This window comes from Pedobacter paludis, from assembly GCF_003173575.1.
GTDB lineage: Bacteria > Bacteroidota > Bacteroidia > Sphingobacteriales > Sphingobacteriaceae > Pedobacter > Pedobacter paludis.
In genome coordinates this window covers 23,084-40,362 of the sequence record NZ_QGNY01000009.1, presented here as the reverse complement: position 1 = coordinate 40,362, position 17,279 = coordinate 23,084, and the positions used below count along the sequence as shown (strand labels likewise).

Genomic DNA, 17,279 nt, shown 5'->3' with positions numbered 1-17,279 from the left:
GTTCAAACCACAGCATGTTGTTTCCCTCTCTTCAAGGAGAGGGATAGCGCAGAAAGAAGATAAACTGCTACCGTTAATAGGGTGAGGATTTTTTAAGACCTCACCCTTTGAAAGTTATTAGTTGGGTAAAACCTGTAACCTCCCTTTCCTTGAAGAGCGGGTTTTGGGGTTCGGTACTTTAAACCCAGCGGTTCAAACCACAATCCTCTGTTTCCCTCTCCTTTGGAGAGGGAACGCACTAATTTACCCAAACCATAAACATTGATAGGGTGAGGCTTTTAATAGGGTGAGGTATTACCTCACAATCATCAGTTTCGCAAATTTTAGCAACAACTGTTTATTGCCCAAGCCCTGAAAAAATACGGTTGCTTTAACATCGGGCAGTGTACCCTCCAAACTTATAATTTTTCCGAAGCCAAATTTTTCGTGTTCTACTTCCATACCGCCTTGAAATTCATGCGGTAAAGACGGTGTAAAACCAGGTGTTGGAATGTGTGCCTTCGCTAATAATGAAGTTGTTTTTGGTCGGACTGGAGGAGCAGAAGTTGTGCTTGCCGCTTTTGGTTTACTAAAGAAGTCTCTTGGCTGCGAAGTCCAGGTTTTGCGCTCATCATCAAAATTACCTTCCAATAAATTGCTCTTAGATGGTTTTACATCCAGTTCTAAATATTTCGGATTAATTTCGTTAATGAAACGGCTTGGTTCACAATTGGTTAAAGTTCCCCAACGGTAACGAGAGGTTGCGTAAGTTAGGGTTAATTTTATTTCTGCTCGGGTAATGGCCACATAAAATAAGCGACGCTCTTCTTCTAAATCGGTTCTATTGGTCAGCGACATTTGCGAAGGAAAAAGATTTTCTTCCAAGCCTACAATAAATACATTTTTAAATTCCAATCCCTTGGCAGAGTGAATGGTCATCAAAGAAACGGTATCCTTGTTTTTATCGCCGTCCTTATCATCATTGGTTAAAAGCGCAACATCCTGCATAAAAATATCAAGACCTTTTTCTTCAATATCTTCACGTTCTGCAAACTCTTTAATCCCGTTTAATAGCTCCTGAATGTTTTCGTAACGGCTTCTTCCTTCAACGCTATCATCTGTATAAAGCTCCTTTAAAATTCCGGCATGCTGAGAGATAAATAAGGCTGTATCATAAGCATCAAGCTTTTTTGCTTCGGCCTGAAAACTCTGAATCATCATCGAGAAATCATTCAACTGATTTGCCAAACGACCATCCACATACATGTGCGCATTGGAAATTACATCCCACATGGTTTTATCATGCTGATCGGCAGCTACGATAATTTTATCGATAGATGTGTCTCCAATTCCACGCTTTGGATAATTAATAACGCGTTTTATCGCCTCCTCATCCTTCGGATTGAAAGTTAAACGGAAATACGCAATTAAATCTTTAATCTCCTTGCGTTGATAAAAAGACTGCCCGCCATAAATTCGATAAGGAATATTTAGCTTGCGCAAACCTTCTTCCATGGCTCTACTTTGAGCATTGGTACGGTATAAAATAGCAAAATCGCTGTGGTGATAACCTTTTGTACTGCGCTCTTGAATAATGGATTCGGCAACTAGCTTACCCTCTTCGTTATCCGTAAAAGCTCTCGAAACCTTAATTCGATCGCCTTCTACGTTTTCAGAAAATACATTTTTTTCCAGCTGATTTTTGTTGTTTGCAATAATGCTACTGGCCGCATCAACAATATTTTGAGTAGAGCGGTAATTCTGCTCTAGTTTGTAAACTTTTAAATCAGGATAATCGCGTTCGAAATTTAAAATGTTCTGAATGTTTGCCCCACGGAATGCATAAATACTTTGTGCATCATCACCCACAACACAAATGTTTTGATAAGCGGCGGCTAGTTTTTTTACAATGGTGTACTGTGAAAAGTTGGTATCCTGATACTCATCAACCATCAAATACCTAAATTTTTGCTGGTACTTATTTAAAACATCTGGATGTTCTTTTAATAAAATATTGGTTTTAAACAGTAAATCATCAAAATCCATCGCTCCAGCTCTAAAACAACGTTTAGCGTAAGTTTCATAAATCTGGCCAATTAATGGACGTTTATTTTGATTGTCTTCTGCCTGAATCTGATCGTTTGCCTGGTACTCGCCCCAAGAAATTAGGTTGTTTTTTGCGCTAGAAATCCGGTTAAAAACAAAGTTTGCGGCATATAATTTATCATCCAGTTGCATTTCTTTCAAAATGGCACGGATTACACTTTTACTATCGTCGGTGTCGTAAATGGTAAAGTTACTTGGGTAGCCTATTTTTTCAGCTTCAACACGTAGAATTTTCGCAAAAACCGAGTGAAATGTACCCATCCATATGTTTTTCGCTTCGGCACCAACCACTTTGCTAATCCGCTCACGCATATCCTTACTCGCCTTATTGGTAAAGGTTAAAACCAAAATGTTAAAGGGATCTGTTCCCGTTTGGATCAGGTGTGCAACACGGTAGGTAATTACTCTGGTTTTGCCCGAACCCGCACCCGCAACTATCATTACCGGTCCTTTTGTGTTTTCTACTGCTGCTCTTTGTTGTGGGTTTAATCCTTCTAAATAATCCAAATCGACTCCGTTTTTTTTGAGGCTCAAAAATAAGAAATCCTACATTTAATTATCACTTTGTGGAGAAATAGAACTCAAAAATATTTTGAAAAGCAAAACCTGTATATCATTGCATCGTTAGTCCTTTGCTGTGCTCATACGCCTGCAGGCCTTCAACTCAGGCAGGTATCCGCTTCGCCAAGGTTTAAACAAATAAGTTGGTGCTGCTATTGAGGGTAAAACCCACAATATTAATATTAATCATATACGAGAATGTATGAAATATAAGCTTGGTGTTTAGCTTATATGGACCTTATATCTGTTGTATGGTTGATTAATTTTTAAAGAGCATTTATTCTATTAAATTCTAATATAACGTGTTACAGAATATTTTTATAATTCTACCATATAAGGAATGTAAGAAAATATAAGCTTGGCGTTTAGCTTATATATCTTATATGGTTAATTAATTTTTAAAGAGAAATTATTCTAAACAATTCAAAAACGATGGTATTATAAACGTGTAACAGAATATTTTTATAATTCTACCATGTAAGGAATGTAAGAAAATATAAGTTTGGCATTTAGCTTACATGAGCTTATATCTCTTGTAAGGTTAATTAAAATATATCTCCAGTTTCAAATGGCTAAAAGTATGTTTATGCCAAAATTGCATATTGCCCATTTGGGAATAGAATTTGATATGTTATGGTTATGGAAGATAAAAATATTGAATTTACTGATATTCCGGAGGGTGGGAGTTCAGATATCTACGCAAATTTGAAAGAGAAATTGGAAACCGTAGAGAAGTTTCCTGGTATTTACAATTTTAAATTTATCATAACGGGTGGAATCGATAAAATAGAAGAATTACGTGCCGTTTTGCCTGATGATAAATTCATCGAGCAACCATCCAAAACGGGTAAGTATGTATCCATCACAGTAAAAAAGGAGATGCAGAATGCTGATGAAGTAATTACAGTTTATAAAAAAGTTGCTACAATTAAGGGCATTATGATGCTTTAATATTTAACAGATTAGGAAAGAATCAAATTCTTCGGTGACAATAATCCTAAACTTGTTGTAGAATCACTTACATCAAACCATATAAGAAATTTATAGGCTTACATGAACTTATATTTCTTATATGGTGTAATAGAATAGATTACCATTAACCTTTTGTCCCTTTACCGTTATCACATCCAGTCCTCATTTGCGCTTTCTACCTGATACAACCAATAATTTACCAATAGTTTAATTTCGGTATAGTTGCCATACTTAAAATGAATTTGGCCAGCTGCGGTATGTAAACTCAAATGGCCTACATCTACACCTTTGTGCCAGGGATACTGAAATGTTGTAATTGCCTGAATTTTACCAGATGAAACAATTTCATTCGAGATATCCCAAATGCCACTTTTCTTTATGATAAACTCTTGATTAACAGTAAGTCTATGTCTTCGGTAACTCATGTAAATCATGAAAATACCAACACATAAATAAACAATAACAACAGATATATAAGGCATAACCCTTGGAAAAGAAAAAGCAAAAATTAAAAAAATAATTACCGGAAGAACCATTTTAAAGAAAATCGGTAGATTCAAAAATCTCCAATCGGGGATAAATGTTTTGCCAGCTGGAGGTATTTTACCTAAAATCATTTTTAATAATTCATCTCTTTCTGAAGGGTTGCACCCAGGAATTTCCAAAGTATTTCCCTGCATTTCATGCCCCTTTTTGCTTTTTCCAAAATGAGCCTGCCGTAAACTCATGTTTAGCATGTTCATTTTCTTTTGGAAATAATTTTGGCTGTATTTGGTAATCTGCACTTTATTCGGATTAACCAATGTGTTTTTCTTTGCTATCAATCCAGAAGATATAAGCAAAGCATGCTGGTGTTTGCTAATTTCTAACTCAAAGTATTTATAAAAAGTTCTAACCAGATTAATTATCAGTAAGACAATTAACAGGGCTACCACTAAAATAGCTACAGAAACCAAAGTAACCATGCCTGTTACTGCACTTTGAATTTGGTCTTTGTCAATTTTAAAAGCATCTAACAGTTGCCTGCCTTCATAAATTACAGTATAAAAGAATGCGGCTAAAAGTGCAAGGCTCTGTCCGTAATTTGAAGTTAAGCCCACTTTAAATAATGTACCTGTACTAATTTTAAGGAAAGGAGTTGAATTTTCTACTTCTTCATGTATTTGAATTTCTGGTGCCAGAATTTCTTTTTTACTTAACAGGTGCTCCTTTAAATTGTAAGCTGAAGTTTCATCTATGGCTTTTATGCTTACTTCTTCTCCATGAGCTCCAGCAGTATCAATTTTAAGTTCGTAAACACCAATTATTTTTTGAAGAATGTTTTGATTGATGTTTACCTGCTGTATTTTATCCAACTGAATCGTTACCTGATCGCGATTAAAGATGCCTTTATTTACTATAAATTCCTGCTTTCCCTTATCCAGAAAAAAGGTAAACTTTAAATACCATAGATAAGCAAATAGAAAGCTTACCAAGGTTATCGCAATTACGCCAAGTATCAGGTAGATAAAATAATTGCCCTGCATTTTTACAAATGCAAGAATAAAAAGGAATATGGTTGCTTTAATTATTTTAAAGGCGGTGTGCGCAGCCATTACAATAATTCCATAGGCAGATTGGCGCTGTGGTTTACTGAAGTCGCTATTCATGTTCGTTAATTTCGGTAGTTTGATTTTCAATTAAATCGAGCTTCTTTAATAATACATCACGGATGCTTTTTGCAACATCAATTGGAATGCCTGCTATATGTAAATGACCCGTTTGGCCACCAGCTGTAAAAATCTGTAAGGAACCTAGATTGTAAATTCTTGAAAAAATACCCTCATTCAATTCTATATGTTGTATTCTATTTATGGGTACAACAGTGGTTGTTTCTGCAATAATGCCACTTTTGTAAATAACATCGTGCGCTCTTATGGCATAACCACGTTTATTAAAACTTGCCCTAAAAAGTAGGAAAAGAATGATGGTTAATGCTAAGTAAATACCAATAATTAAAAATGCATGAGCTCTACTTTCCTCAACGAAAACAAGTATTAAAAGAATTCCTATACCAACTATACCCAAGAAAATAAGGAGGTTAATACAGATGATTTTCCAATAATCAGGATGTGGTTTTTGAAGCTGAATATCCTCAAATTTAGGAAGTGAATCTAAATCAATAGTTTCATTGGTAAAGGATTGCATTTATTTTCAGGTTTGGGATAAAAATATTAAAACAAATTAATCCACTCTGTGACTAATATTTAAATCTTTTGTTACCTCGATACAATGAATTTTTTGGCTGCCGAGTACTGGCCTGAGTCAGATGATACCTTGAAGAAATAAATTCCGGGAACAAAGGTTGTTGTATTAATTTCTAGTGTATGCTTGCCGGTATTTAAATATTCGTTAACCACAGTTTTAACCAAACGCCCCATCAAATCGAAAATTTGAATGTTAATTTTATCGGTTTCGGGCAATACAATATCAATATAAGTTTGTGTAGATGCTGGATTTGGATAGTTTTGAGTAACAACGAACTTTAAAAACTTATCAAAAATTGCTTTATTAATTGCATCAAAAATTACATAACTCACTAATCTGTAACCGCGTGCATTCGGATGAAAAGCATCTTGATAAAGCGAAAAATCACGGCGCATAGCCGCATTTACATCAGCAAGATAAATTTTATATTCTGTGGCAAGTTTTCTGTAAATAACATTTATAGCTCTGATATTCGTGTTAACGGGTACCAAATTTGCTGTTGTTCTATCATCAACATTTTGCAGGGTACAAAGAATTGGAACAAGCTTTTGCCTAAGGCTCGCTTCAATAATAACACGCATATTGGCTTCGGTATTCGCTACAGTTTGCTTTTTATCTCTAATTGCAACGGCATCATTAATTCCCATATCAATTACAATAAAACCTGTACGGTCTCGAATTGCATTTTCGATGCGCAACAACCCTTGGATGGTGGTTTGCCCGCCAATACCATGATTTGTAATGTCTACAACTTTATTTGGGTAACAATTTTGAAAGTTGCTTAGCAGCATACTTTGAAAGCCTACGCCTCCAACACCCTCAACGGTACTAGCACCAAAAGTTACAATGTTGATACTGTCTTTAGCGTAAAATTGTGCCGCCTCTGGGCAACTTACTCGGGTTGGATTTTGCGCTGAAGCAAAACCGACAAAACCAAAACAGAAAAGCAACAGCAGAAAAGGGTATACTATTGCACTTAATTTCATCACTAAAGTTCTTTCAGACAGGATTTAAGGATATCTTATAAAAGTTGCAATTTACAAAAAATTAGATCGAACTTCCTAGTTAGTTTTTTCTTTTTTTAATACTTTAAAGCAATTTAAAAGCAATTTTAACTTAAATAAATTATGGCTTAAAAATTAACGCCTCTTTGCCGTGTTATTAACGGTTATTATAGATCGCCATAAAACTTAAGGGAATAAATTTCATAGAAATTTTTATAACGCTGTTTACACTAATCTTATGGCATTTATTTGGTAAAGCCTATATTTGCCCAAATTCATTTTGTTATGCAAGAGATTAAAAATTATGTAGAAACGCACAAACAACGTTTTTTAGATGAGTTGTTTGAGTTATTACGTTTTCCATCGGTAAGTGCCGATCCAAAATATAAGGCCGATGTTTTAAAAACGGCAGATTATGTTGCACAGAAATTAAAAGATGCTGGTGCAGATCATGTAGAAATATGCCCAACCGCTGGTTATCCAATTGTTTATGGAGAAAAAATTATTGATGCCTCTTTGCCAACGGTGTTAATTTATGGCCATTATGATGTTCAGCCTGCAGATCCATTAGAACTTTGGAAAACACCACCATTCGAGCCAACCGTTCGCGATGGTAAAATTTATGCTCGTGGTGCTTGCGATGATAAAGGACAATTTTACATGCATGTTAAAGCATTCGAATTAATGATGGAAACCAATACTTTGGCTTGCAATGTTAAGTTTATGATCGAAGGTGAAGAAGAAGTAGGTTCTGCTAACCTTGGCATTTTTGTAAAAGACAATGCAGATCGTTTAAAGGCCGATGTGGTTTTAATTTCTGATACATCAATGATCAGTATGGAACATCCATCTATCGAAACCGGTTTGCGTGGCTTAGCTTATATGGAGGTAGAGGTTGTAGGGCCCAACCGCGATTTACACTCCGGCGTTTATGGCGGGGCAGTCGCAAACCCGGCAACTATTCTTTGCAAAATGATTGCTTCCTTGCACGATGAAAATAACCACATTACCATACCCGCTTTTTATGATAAGGTTATCGAGTTAACCGACGAAGAGAAAAAAGCTTTAAATTCAGCTCCTTATGATGAAGCTGAATACACAAAAGATTTAGATATTGAAGAGGTTTGGGGCGAAAAAGGATATTCAACTTTAGAGCGCACAGGAACTCGTCCTACTTTAGAGGTTAACGGAATCTGGAGCGGTTATATTGGCGAAGGCGCCAAAACGGTATTGCCGAGTAAAGCAAATGCAAAAATTTCGATGCGTTTGGTTCCGAACCAAAGCTCAGAAGAAATTGCCGAAATTTTTACCAAACATTTTGAAAGCATTGCACCAAAAAATGTTAAGGTTAAAGTTACCCCACACCATGGTGGCGAACCTGTTGTTACGCCAACCGATAGTGTTGCTTATCAGGCTGCTGAAAAAGCAATTGAAGATAGTTTTGGTAAAAAGGCCATTCCAACACGTGGTGGAGGTAGTATCCCTATCGTTGCATTGTTTGAAGATGTTTTGGGCATAAAATCTGTACTCTTCGGTTTTGGCTTAGACAGCGATGCATTGCACTCGCCAAATGAGAAATACGATATTTATAACTACTATAAAGGGATAGAAACCTTGCCTTTATTCCATAAATACTTTGCTGAGTTGAGTAAATAATACTTCGTTATATAATTAAGTATCTGGTCGTAGCGTCTCGCTACGACTTTAAAAAACTCGCTAAGAGCCAAGAAATCCCTCCTTAACCACGAGGGATTTTTTTTGAAAATGAACATATGGTTTTTCATTGGTGCTGTAGCCCCGCCATTCGCTTTACTTCGCTGTTAACCAAAAGGGTTAACGCTACGTGTTCGCTACCGTGAGGTTTATTAAATAATACTTCGTTATATAATTAAGTATCTTTTCGTAGCGTCTCGCTACGACTTTAAAAAACTCGCTAAGTGCCAAGAAATCCCTCTCCAACCACGAGGGATTTTTTTTGAAAATGAACGTTTGGTTTTTCATTGGTGCTGTAGCCCCGCCATTCGCTTTACTTCGCTGTTAACCAAAAGGGTTAACGCTACGTGTTCGCTACTGTCAGGTTTATTAACTTCGGTATATTTCCTTTTTGAACAGCCTGTTCCTGCGAAGTTTCAACAAAAGAAACACCCCGCCCTGCGGGCACCCCTCTGGAAGAGGGGAATATTAGGCGCATAGGTTTTTCTGAGCTTTGCTATCCTTCCACTTCAAAGGGGAAGGTGCCAACTTGGTGGGGAATAATAAAAGCTTCAATTTTCCAAACCCCATAATTTTTTTTAAATTGTGCCCATGAAAAACCTATTCTCATCTCTTTTACTTTTAGTGAGTCTTGCTTCTTTTGCCCAAGATGGTAAAACGATTAAGCAATCTGGAAACCCCATTTTTAAAGGTTGGTATGCCGATCCTGATGCTGCGATTTTTAACAATAAATACTGGGTGTACCCAACTTATTCAGCAAAGTATAAAGAACAGGTATTTTTGGATGCCTTTTCTTCTGATGATCTTGTTACCTGGAAAAAATATGAACATATTGTCGATACTTCGGCAATTAAATGGGCTAACAAAGCCATGTGGGCACCTGCAATTGTTCAAAAAGATAAAAAATATTATTTGTTTTTTGGTGCCAACGATATTCAAAGCAATAATGAAATTGGTGGTATCGGTGTTGCCGTGGCAGATAAACCCGAAGGGCCATATAAAGATCACTTGGGAAAGCCCTTGGTTGATAAATTTTATAATGGTGCTCAACCAATTGATCAGTTTGTTTTTAAAGACAAGGATGGCCAATATTATTTAATATATGGCGGTTGGAGACATTGTAATATTGCGAAGTTAAATAACGATTTTTCGGGCTTTGTGCCTTTCCCTGATGGAACTACTTTTAAGGAAATAACTCCAGATAACTATGTAGAGGGGCCATATATGTTTATCAGAAATGGTAAATATTATTTTATGTGGAGTGAGGGCGGCTGGACAGGACCAGATTATTCTGTGGCCTATGCCGTTAGCGATTCTCCTTTCGGGCCATTTAAAAGGGTTGGGAAAATCTTAAAGCAGGATGCTTCAATTGCAACGGGAGCAGGGCATCATTCCGTAATTATCAACGAGAAAAAAGGGGCTTATTATATAGTATATCACCGTCGCCCTTTAACCGAAACTGATGGAAACCACAGAGTTACGTGTATAGACGAAATGAAATTTGACGCCCAAGGAAATATTCTTCCGGTAAAAATTACGAATGAGGGCGTTAAAGCTCAAAAAGTGAAATAATCAGTTTCACACTAAGGTAGAAAAGGTAGGCAAATGTCTACCTTTTTTTATAACTGGTCATTTTTTAATATAGGCTTAATATTTGCCTTGTTGAGTGCGCTAAATCCGTAAGCACATAAAAATAAAATCCCGGCAATGCCAATGTACAGCCATTGGTATCCAAAGTGATTGGCAATATAAAATCCAGTTATTGGGCCGCATACTTGTGCGATAGACCAACTTAATGTATAGCCCGCTGCATACAAACCTCTATTGTGTTCGTTACTTCTACTTATAACCACAGTATTAATAAATGGCAATACAAACATTTCGCCTATTGTAAAAATTATTACTGTTAGTACCGCCAAGGTAATATGGAGTGATAGAGGAATGGTTAAAACAAGGTAGGAGGTAGCGAATAACGCAGCACCAATTACAATGAAAAATATTGGTGGCTTTTTCTTTTCAATTTTATTAATCATAATCATTTCAAAAAGAGCGATTATTGCACCGTTTATGCCTATAATTAATCCAATTGAAGATTCGTTAATGTGCCATTCTTCTTTAAAAAATACTGGTACAACCCTAAACATTAAAAATGCCGACGTTATAAAAATAGTGGTTAAAACAATAAACTTAACATAAAAGCCATCTTCCCAGGGCTTTTGTATGGTTATGGCATTTCTATTTTCTTTTGCTTTTTCTATAAATCCCTTAACCTGAGGCAAGAGAAACAGGATTGAAAGGCCTACCAAAATGCTCACACCACCCTCTACAATAAATAACAGTTTATAATTAATTGATGCAATAATTCCAGCTAAACTAATTCCTACAGACCAACCAATATTTACTGCAAGGCGATTTAAGGAATAGGATCGGGTTATGGTTCCTTCTTTTGCATAGTGTGCAACCGCTGTAAAATTGGCAGGCCTAAAAGCTTCTGAAAAAAAACTGATGATTACGGCTAGAATACAAAGACTATAAAAATGTTCTATTGTTGAAAACAGTATAAATAAGAGTCCACCTATTATTGATGACAATATTTGCACAGGTCTAAACCCAATAATATCGGTTAGCTTTCCACCGGTTAATGAGCCTAAAATTGATCCAACTCCGAAAAGAGTAATAATTAAACCTGCATCGGTTTCCGATCGGTGCAAATTCTGTGTTACGTAAAGCCCCATAAAAGGCACGGCCATGCTGCCACAGCGATTAAACATCATTACAATACTCAATAACCAGGTCTCTTTGCTTAAGCCACTGAAAGAAGATTTATACGTATTGATTATAAGTTTGAACATCTTTTGGTTTCGAGATGCAAAAATAGAAATTAATCGATTATACAGAAGTGGCATTTTGAGCGCTGGCCAGATTTTGCATCCAAAAATCTAATTCAGATAAAAACATTAAAAAATGGAATCGGATTTAGGTTTAGCCATAGCCTTCGGAGATTGAGGTAAACAATGCTTTAAACGCCATCGCCGGTAATGCCAAAAGCCTTTAGTTCTGCCGGATTATTCATGATATGCTCCAGATTGGATGGCTTATAGCTTTCATCTAAATTCCATCTCTTTACAACGGCAGGTTCTAGGGTTGCGTTATATGCACCAAACTTTGAAATAATTCTTTTACTGGCTTTAACCAAGTTGAATGGAAAAACGGAGGAGTTGTAAAGTTTACCATTTAAATCTGGGTTTACATGAGTTTCTGTGTAGGCTTTATCCAAACCTAATCCAACACCCAGCGCTTTTTGAACAATCCAATTTAGGGATACATCACTCAGTCCGCTATCTGGATAGCCGCCACCAATATTTGAATGTACACCTGTGAACCAACGCTGTTCTAAAACCTGAGGTACTTTTCTATTTATTGCATTTTTGCTCTGTAACCACAGGGTCGGTTTAAAACTTTTCCTTTTTTCATCAATCGCTAGGGCGTGATAAGCGTAATCTACGTAACTGCTTAACGTGGTATCATGAAAATGATATTTTTTGCTGTTCAGCAAGCTGAATAAACTGAGGGGAATTCCCAATGAGCCCACGGTATCCCAAACGCCAATAAATTTTACAGATGCTTCTGTACTGTATTTATTTCTAAAGTCAATCGATTTCTCGCCATTTGGTTTCCAGTCTTTATCATCGCGATTTCTATAGTGGCTATAAGCCTCATTTATTAAATTTAAATCATCGTTTCTTATGATGCCACAGCTTCTAACCAAACCAGCAAGGCTACGGGCTGTATAAGCGCCTCTGCTAAATCCAAACAGATAAATTTCATCGCCCTTTACGTAATTCCAAACCAAAAATTTATATGCATTTAAAATATTATCATCGATACCTCTTCCAGTTGCTCCATCTAAAATGTTGCGGAGCTTACTGCCCGATGTACCAACTCCTTCAATATAATGTTTAATTTGCAAAATGCCATTCTCATCGATATTACAGACACTTTCGAATATTTTTTGAACATTGGTTTTAATCGGCACACCACTTTCGGTATCTCCTGGCGCATTCCATGTTCCATCGCAACAAATAACAATTCTTTTCATTAGGGCGTTGATTAGAAGCACTAATTTATGTAATTATTTTTATTTAAAGTGTTGGAATTTAATGTATTGGCGATTAATTGAGAGAGAAAATTCCCTTTAGTGTAATCGTTTATTTGCCAGTAATAACTTTACGGTGCTCTAAACCCCAGGCGGTAAGGTTATCGATAATTTTTTGTAAGGTCATGCCATATTCCGTTAGTTGATACTGGACAGATATGGGCTGTGTATCTAATACAGTGCGCTTAATCAGCTTATTGATTTCCAGTTCCTTTAATTCTTTACTCAGCATTTTATTCGATATGCCATCAACATCATTTAGAATGTCAGAAAATCTTCTTTTGTTATAATAGCAAATAGAAGAAATGATGGATATTTTCCATTTCCCGTTTAAAACATCCATTGCATCATGGACAGCCATAATTTCTTTTTTATGCCCCAAATGGCAGTGATTTTCATCCATAAGTTACTTTGTTACCCAAAAGTTACTGTTACTTTTCGTTACAAAGTAACTTAAATAAATTGAATCATCATAACTTTACAGCTTAATCAATTAAAAAATAATCATGAATTTTACAGATAAAAACGTCGTTATTACAGGGGGAACTACAGGAATTGGATTGGCAACAGCAAAAGCTTTTGTAAGTGCGGGTGCCAATGTTTGGATAACTGGAAGAAATGCCAACAATCTCCAAAAGGCATTTGCAGAAATAAATAGCTCCAAATTAAACACTGTCGTATCAGACACTTCAAAGCTTGCAGAAATTTCAATTCTAGAAAAAGCAATAGAAGAGAGTGGAAAAAAGGTTGATGTACTTTTTTTAAATGCAGGAATTGCAACCTTTGAGCCTATAGAACAGGTAACAGAAGCAAATTTTGATGCGCAATTTAATACGAACGTTAAAGGGCATTTTTTCACTTTACAAAAATTGCTTCCCCACTTGACAGATGGAGCAGCCGTAATTTTTACATCTTCAACAGTGGCTACAGCTGCAAATTCTGGAGCCAGCATATATTCTGCAACTAAGGGTGCATTGAATAAGATTGCGCAAATTGCTGCAAATGAACTGGCAGGCCGAAAAATTCGTGTCAACATTGTTAGCCCTGGCCCTGTTTTAACCCCTGGTTTAGAGAATGCAGTGCCAGAAGAAGCCAAAGCATTTTTAGCTGGCGCAACTGCTTTGCAAAGACTGGGCGATCCTGATGAAATAGCAAAAACTGTATTGTTCCTAGCTTCTGACGCAGCAAGTTTTATTACCGGAACAGAGATTGTTGCAGATGGCGGATATCTTAACTATGCATTGAAATAACAACCTTTTAAATTCGCAGAGAAAAAGCGGCATTTGCCGCTTTTTCTTTTTAATGCGCACAATCTCCTCAAAATGCAGGGCGTTAGGTTTTTAACATGAAATCTTCTATATGCATTTTTCAGTAACCATTTTTCGCTATAAAGTGGAATACAGAATTTTTCTAACTAAAGGTTTCTTGAAGGATTCACTATCTTTACCCTATAAATATAGCAACTATGAAAGCATTTTTAGGAATGGGCCTTTTAGGTTCGAATTTTGTTAAGGCAATGCTCCGCAAGGGAGAACAGGTACAGGTTTGGAATAGGACGGCATCAAAAGCAGAAGCACTTGTAGTTGATGGGGCACGAGCTTTTGCTGATGTGGCTGATGCAGTTAAGGGCGCTAATACGGTTCATATTACGTTAAAAGACGATGCCACCGTTAATGAGGTATTAGCAGCCGCTCTTAGCGGTCTGGCAGCCGGAACAATTATTATAGATCATACTACAACTTCAGTAGAAGGTGCAGTTGAAAGAACCGCAAACTGGAAATCAAAAGGCTTTATTTATTTACACGCACCTGTATTTATGGGGCCACCCAATGCGCTGGAAAGTACTGGAAGTATGTTGGTATCCGGTGATCAAGAAGTAATTGCAAGGGTTGAACCAGAACTGTCGAAGATGACCGGAAAGTTGCTCAATTTTGGTACAGAAGAAGGAAAAGCCGCTGGGATAAAATTGATTGGAAATTTATTTTTAATATCCATGACTGCCGGACTTTCTGATGCACTTGCACTGGCTAAGGCATTATCGATTGATTCAGCAGATATTTCTACACTTTTTGCTTCTTGGAACCCTGGAGCTGGAGCACCTGCCAGATTGGATAAGCTAAGAGCAGGAGATTTCAGTAAGCCCTCATGGGAGCTTGACATGGCACGAAAAGATGCGGGTTTGATGATGAATGCAGCAAATAAGGGTGATGTAAAACTTACCGTTTTACCTGCAGTTGTAGCAGAGATGGACAATTGGATTGAAAAAGGGCATGGTTCGGATGATTGGAGTGTGATTGCAAAAGATAATCTTTAAGCTTCCCAACTAGAAGAAAGTATTCAGTTGAGGCAAATTATTTTATTTCCCTACATTTTTCCCCAACTTAGTAGGATCAAATAAGCTATGCCACCAGAGAAAAGAAAGCCTGTTGTTCGAAAAACCACAACACGAAAACCAGTTACCCGCAAAAAGAAATCTAAGCCCTTTCCGGTACAGTGGAAAATTGCAATTGCTGGTTTGTTGCTAATATTGCTTTCTCCTTTTTACTATGGATATATTTTAAAAGGCTTTGTAGGTACCTGGCGATGGGTAAAAGATTGGGGGCAGGATCCAAATTATAGAACCTACGAAAGCTTCAATATTAAAATTCCAAAGAAATATACCATACACGGTATTGATGTATCTTATTATCAGGGCAAGATCAATTGGCAGAAAGTAAAAGAAATGAAAGAGGATGATGTGGGCATCCGTTTTGCGTTCATAAAAGCCACAGAAGGTATTTTGCAGGTAGATCCTTATTTTCAGCGAAACTGGAGAGAGGCTCCGAAAGCAGGGATTGTCTGTGGCGCATATCATTTTTTTAGGCCCAAACGGGATGGAAAAACCCAGGCAAAATTTTTTCTTCAAGTTGTTAATATAGAAAAAGGAGATCTGCCTCCGGTAGTAGATATTGAAACACTTGATGGTGTTTCGCCCTTGAGAATGAGGTTAGAACTTTCTGATTTCTTAACCTATGTGGAAATGAAAACGAAAGTGAGACCAATTATCTATACGGGTTTAAAGTTTTATGAAGATAACCTGGAGGGGAAACTAGATGACTATCCGCTTTGGATTGCACACTACTATCAACCAAAACTGCGATTAGATAAAAGTCGATGGAAATTTTGGCAACATTCTGATAAGGCTAAAATTAACGGAATTGGCCATGTTGTAGATTTTAATGCATTCAATGGCGATAGCACGGCGCTGGCAAGTATGTTAGTTCATTAGTCATTGGTTCACTCATTGATTGGTCATTTGTTCATCGGTCATTTGTTCAATGGTCATTATTTAATCGCATAAATAAATCTTGACTATTTTTCTAATGAGCGAATCGCGGATGAACTTAGCTATTGCATCCGGACAAATTTTCCTAATGAACCAATGACCAATGACCAATGAACTATATCACCCAGCTTTCGCAGGTTTTTAAAAATTCTTCATCTGGTTCTGCACCAATTCCATAGGATTCGGGAATATCTAAAAAGTAGCCACTGTAGGTTAAGCCGTCAATTACCGGATCAACCAAATGGCCAAGTAAGGCAGTATCTAAATCGAAAAATTCTACATTCGGACTGGCAAGTGCAAAATGAAGATTTGCGCTTAAGGCTATTCTGCTTTCAAGCATACTGCCAATCATACACTTCACACCTTTTTGAAGCGCTTCTTCGTGGATTTTTTGTGCTTCGAGGATTCCTCCAGATTTGGAAAATTTTATGTTTAAATAAGTTGTTGATTGACTATTAATCAGCTTTCTGGCGTCATGATGGTTATAACAGCTTTCATCAGCCATTAACTTTATTGGAGAATTTAGGTTTAGCTCAGGCAATTTATCGTCATACCAAGTTCGCATGGGCTGTTCGCAGAATTCGATGTTATATTTTTCCAATTCTCCGAGCGCAAATAAGGCATCATCAAAATTCCAACCTTGGTTTGCATCCAAACGAAGGGTCATTTCCGCTCCAACAGCTTCTCGAATATGTTTAACACGTTCAATATCATCATTAACTTTTTTGCCAAGCTTTATTTTTATAATTCTACAACCCTGACTTTTGTACTTTAGGGCAGTTTGAGCCATGCCTTCAGGAGTATCAATTCCTATCGTCATATCGGTTTCTATGGTTCGTTTCTGGCCACCCAAAAATTGGTATAAAGGTAGTTTGGCGTGCTTAGCTGAAATATCAAATAGTGCCATATCAAAAGCACTTTTAATGGTGCTGTTGTGATCAGCATACCCCAATAAATCATTCATCCTTTCCGGAATCTCGAGTGGATCTTTACCAATCCAGATTGAGGCAAAGTCTTTCGCCATTGCAATACAGGTATCCTGAGTTTCGCCCACAATCATCGGAAACGCAGAACATTCACCAATACCATGAATGCCGGCATCGGTATGAACCCTAATTAATACATTTTGAGCAAAATGCATGGTTCCTGTAGCAATTACAAAGGGTTCCATTGGAATACTAAAGCGGAATATTTCTGTATGGGTGATTTTCATGGT

At 36.9% G+C, this 17,279-nt stretch carries 14 protein-coding genes; 6 read left to right on the top strand and 8 right to left on the bottom strand.

The window, feature by feature from the left end; genetic code table 11:
- Nucleotides 1–294 precede the first annotated feature (294 nt).
- Complete coding sequence (locus tag DF947_RS20150; RefSeq protein WP_109932369.1) at nucleotides 295–2,592, bottom strand: ATP-dependent helicase; 2,298 nt, start codon at nucleotides 2,590–2,592, stop codon at nucleotides 295–297.
- 693 nt (nucleotides 2,593–3,285) lie between these two features.
- On the opposite strand from DF947_RS20150, the gene DF947_RS20145 reads away from it, so the two are divergent.
- Nucleotides 3,286–3,597, top strand: coding sequence for a DUF493 family protein (locus DF947_RS20145; RefSeq protein WP_158526305.1), 312 nt, complete (start codon nucleotides 3,286–3,288; stop codon nucleotides 3,595–3,597).
- A gap of 170 nt (nucleotides 3,598–3,767) precedes the next feature.
- On the opposite strand, the gene DF947_RS20140 is transcribed toward DF947_RS20145, so the two are convergent.
- The 3 genes from DF947_RS20140 to DF947_RS20130 all read right to left on the bottom strand — a co-directional run bounded on the left by DF947_RS20140 (nucleotide 3,768) and on the right by DF947_RS20130 (nucleotide 6,851).
- Nucleotides 3,768–5,267: a PH domain-containing protein gene (locus DF947_RS20140; protein WP_109932365.1), complete on the bottom strand. Its 1,500-nt coding sequence runs from the start codon at nucleotides 5,265–5,267 to the stop codon at nucleotides 3,768–3,770.
- On the bottom strand, nucleotides 5,260–5,805 hold the full coding sequence (locus DF947_RS20135) for a PH domain-containing protein (RefSeq protein WP_109932363.1): 546 nt from the start codon (nucleotides 5,803–5,805) through the stop codon (nucleotides 5,260–5,262). Before DF947_RS20135 ends, DF947_RS20140 begins: the two co-directional genes overlap by 8 nt.
- A gap of 71 nt (nucleotides 5,806–5,876) precedes the next feature.
- Complete coding sequence (locus DF947_RS20130) at nucleotides 5,877–6,851, bottom strand: SGNH/GDSL hydrolase family protein (RefSeq protein ID WP_109932361.1); 975 nt, start codon at nucleotides 6,849–6,851, stop codon at nucleotides 5,877–5,879.
- A gap of 303 nt (nucleotides 6,852–7,154) precedes the next feature.
- Between DF947_RS20130 and DF947_RS20125 the strand changes: the two genes are divergently transcribed.
- Both DF947_RS20125 and DF947_RS20120 read left to right on the top strand, forming a co-directional pair.
- Nucleotides 7,155–8,525 carry a dipeptidase gene (locus DF947_RS20125; protein WP_109932359.1) on the top strand — a complete coding sequence of 457 codons (1,371 nt, stop codon included), beginning with the start codon at nucleotides 7,155–7,157 and terminating at the stop codon, nucleotides 8,523–8,525.
- A gap of 648 nt (nucleotides 8,526–9,173) precedes the next feature.
- Nucleotides 9,174–10,154: a glycoside hydrolase family 43 protein gene (locus DF947_RS20120; RefSeq protein ID WP_109932357.1), complete on the top strand. Its 981-nt coding sequence runs from the start codon at nucleotides 9,174–9,176 to the stop codon at nucleotides 10,152–10,154.
- Nucleotides 10,155–10,201: 47 nt separating this feature from the next.
- Here the strand turns inward: DF947_RS20120 and DF947_RS20115 are convergent, their stop codons facing one another.
- From DF947_RS20115 to DF947_RS20105, 3 genes are all read right to left on the bottom strand, one after another.
- Nucleotides 10,202–11,434, bottom strand: a complete 1,233-nt coding sequence (locus DF947_RS20115) for an MFS transporter (protein ID WP_109932355.1) — start codon at nucleotides 11,432–11,434, stop codon at nucleotides 10,202–10,204.
- A 167-nt stretch (nucleotides 11,435–11,601) separates the two neighbouring features.
- On the bottom strand, nucleotides 11,602–12,681 hold the full coding sequence (locus DF947_RS20110; protein ID WP_109932353.1) for a DUF2235 domain-containing protein: 1,080 nt from the start codon (nucleotides 12,679–12,681) through the stop codon (nucleotides 11,602–11,604).
- A 109-nt stretch (nucleotides 12,682–12,790) separates the two neighbouring features.
- Nucleotides 12,791–13,141 (bottom strand): winged helix-turn-helix transcriptional regulator, encoded by a 351-nt coding sequence (locus tag DF947_RS20105; protein ID WP_109932351.1) that lies wholly within the window; start codon nucleotides 13,139–13,141, stop codon nucleotides 12,791–12,793.
- A gap of 103 nt (nucleotides 13,142–13,244) precedes the next feature.
- Here DF947_RS20105 and DF947_RS20100 point away from each other — a divergent pair, with 103 nt between their 5' ends.
- The 3 genes from DF947_RS20100 (at nucleotide 13,245) to DF947_RS20090 (ending at nucleotide 16,006) form a co-directional block, all read left to right on the top strand.
- Entirely contained in the window at nucleotides 13,245–13,988 is a 744-nt protein-coding gene (locus DF947_RS20100; RefSeq protein WP_109932349.1) for an SDR family oxidoreductase, read from the top strand.
- Nucleotides 13,989–14,203: 215 nt separating this feature from the next.
- Nucleotides 14,204–15,052, top strand: coding sequence for an NAD(P)-dependent oxidoreductase (locus tag DF947_RS20095; protein WP_109932347.1), 849 nt, complete (start codon nucleotides 14,204–14,206; stop codon nucleotides 15,050–15,052).
- 87 nt (nucleotides 15,053–15,139) lie between these two features.
- Nucleotides 15,140–16,006: a glycoside hydrolase family 25 protein gene (locus tag DF947_RS20090; protein WP_109932345.1), complete on the top strand. Its 867-nt coding sequence runs from the start codon at nucleotides 15,140–15,142 to the stop codon at nucleotides 16,004–16,006.
- A 172-nt stretch (nucleotides 16,007–16,178) separates the two neighbouring features.
- Here DF947_RS20090 and DF947_RS20085 read toward each other — a convergent pair whose 3' ends face one another.
- Nucleotides 16,179–17,276: a mandelate racemase/muconate lactonizing enzyme family protein gene (locus DF947_RS20085; protein ID WP_109932343.1), complete on the bottom strand. Its 1,098-nt coding sequence runs from the start codon at nucleotides 17,274–17,276 to the stop codon at nucleotides 16,179–16,181.
- Between the last annotated feature and the right edge of the window lie 3 nt (nucleotides 17,277–17,279).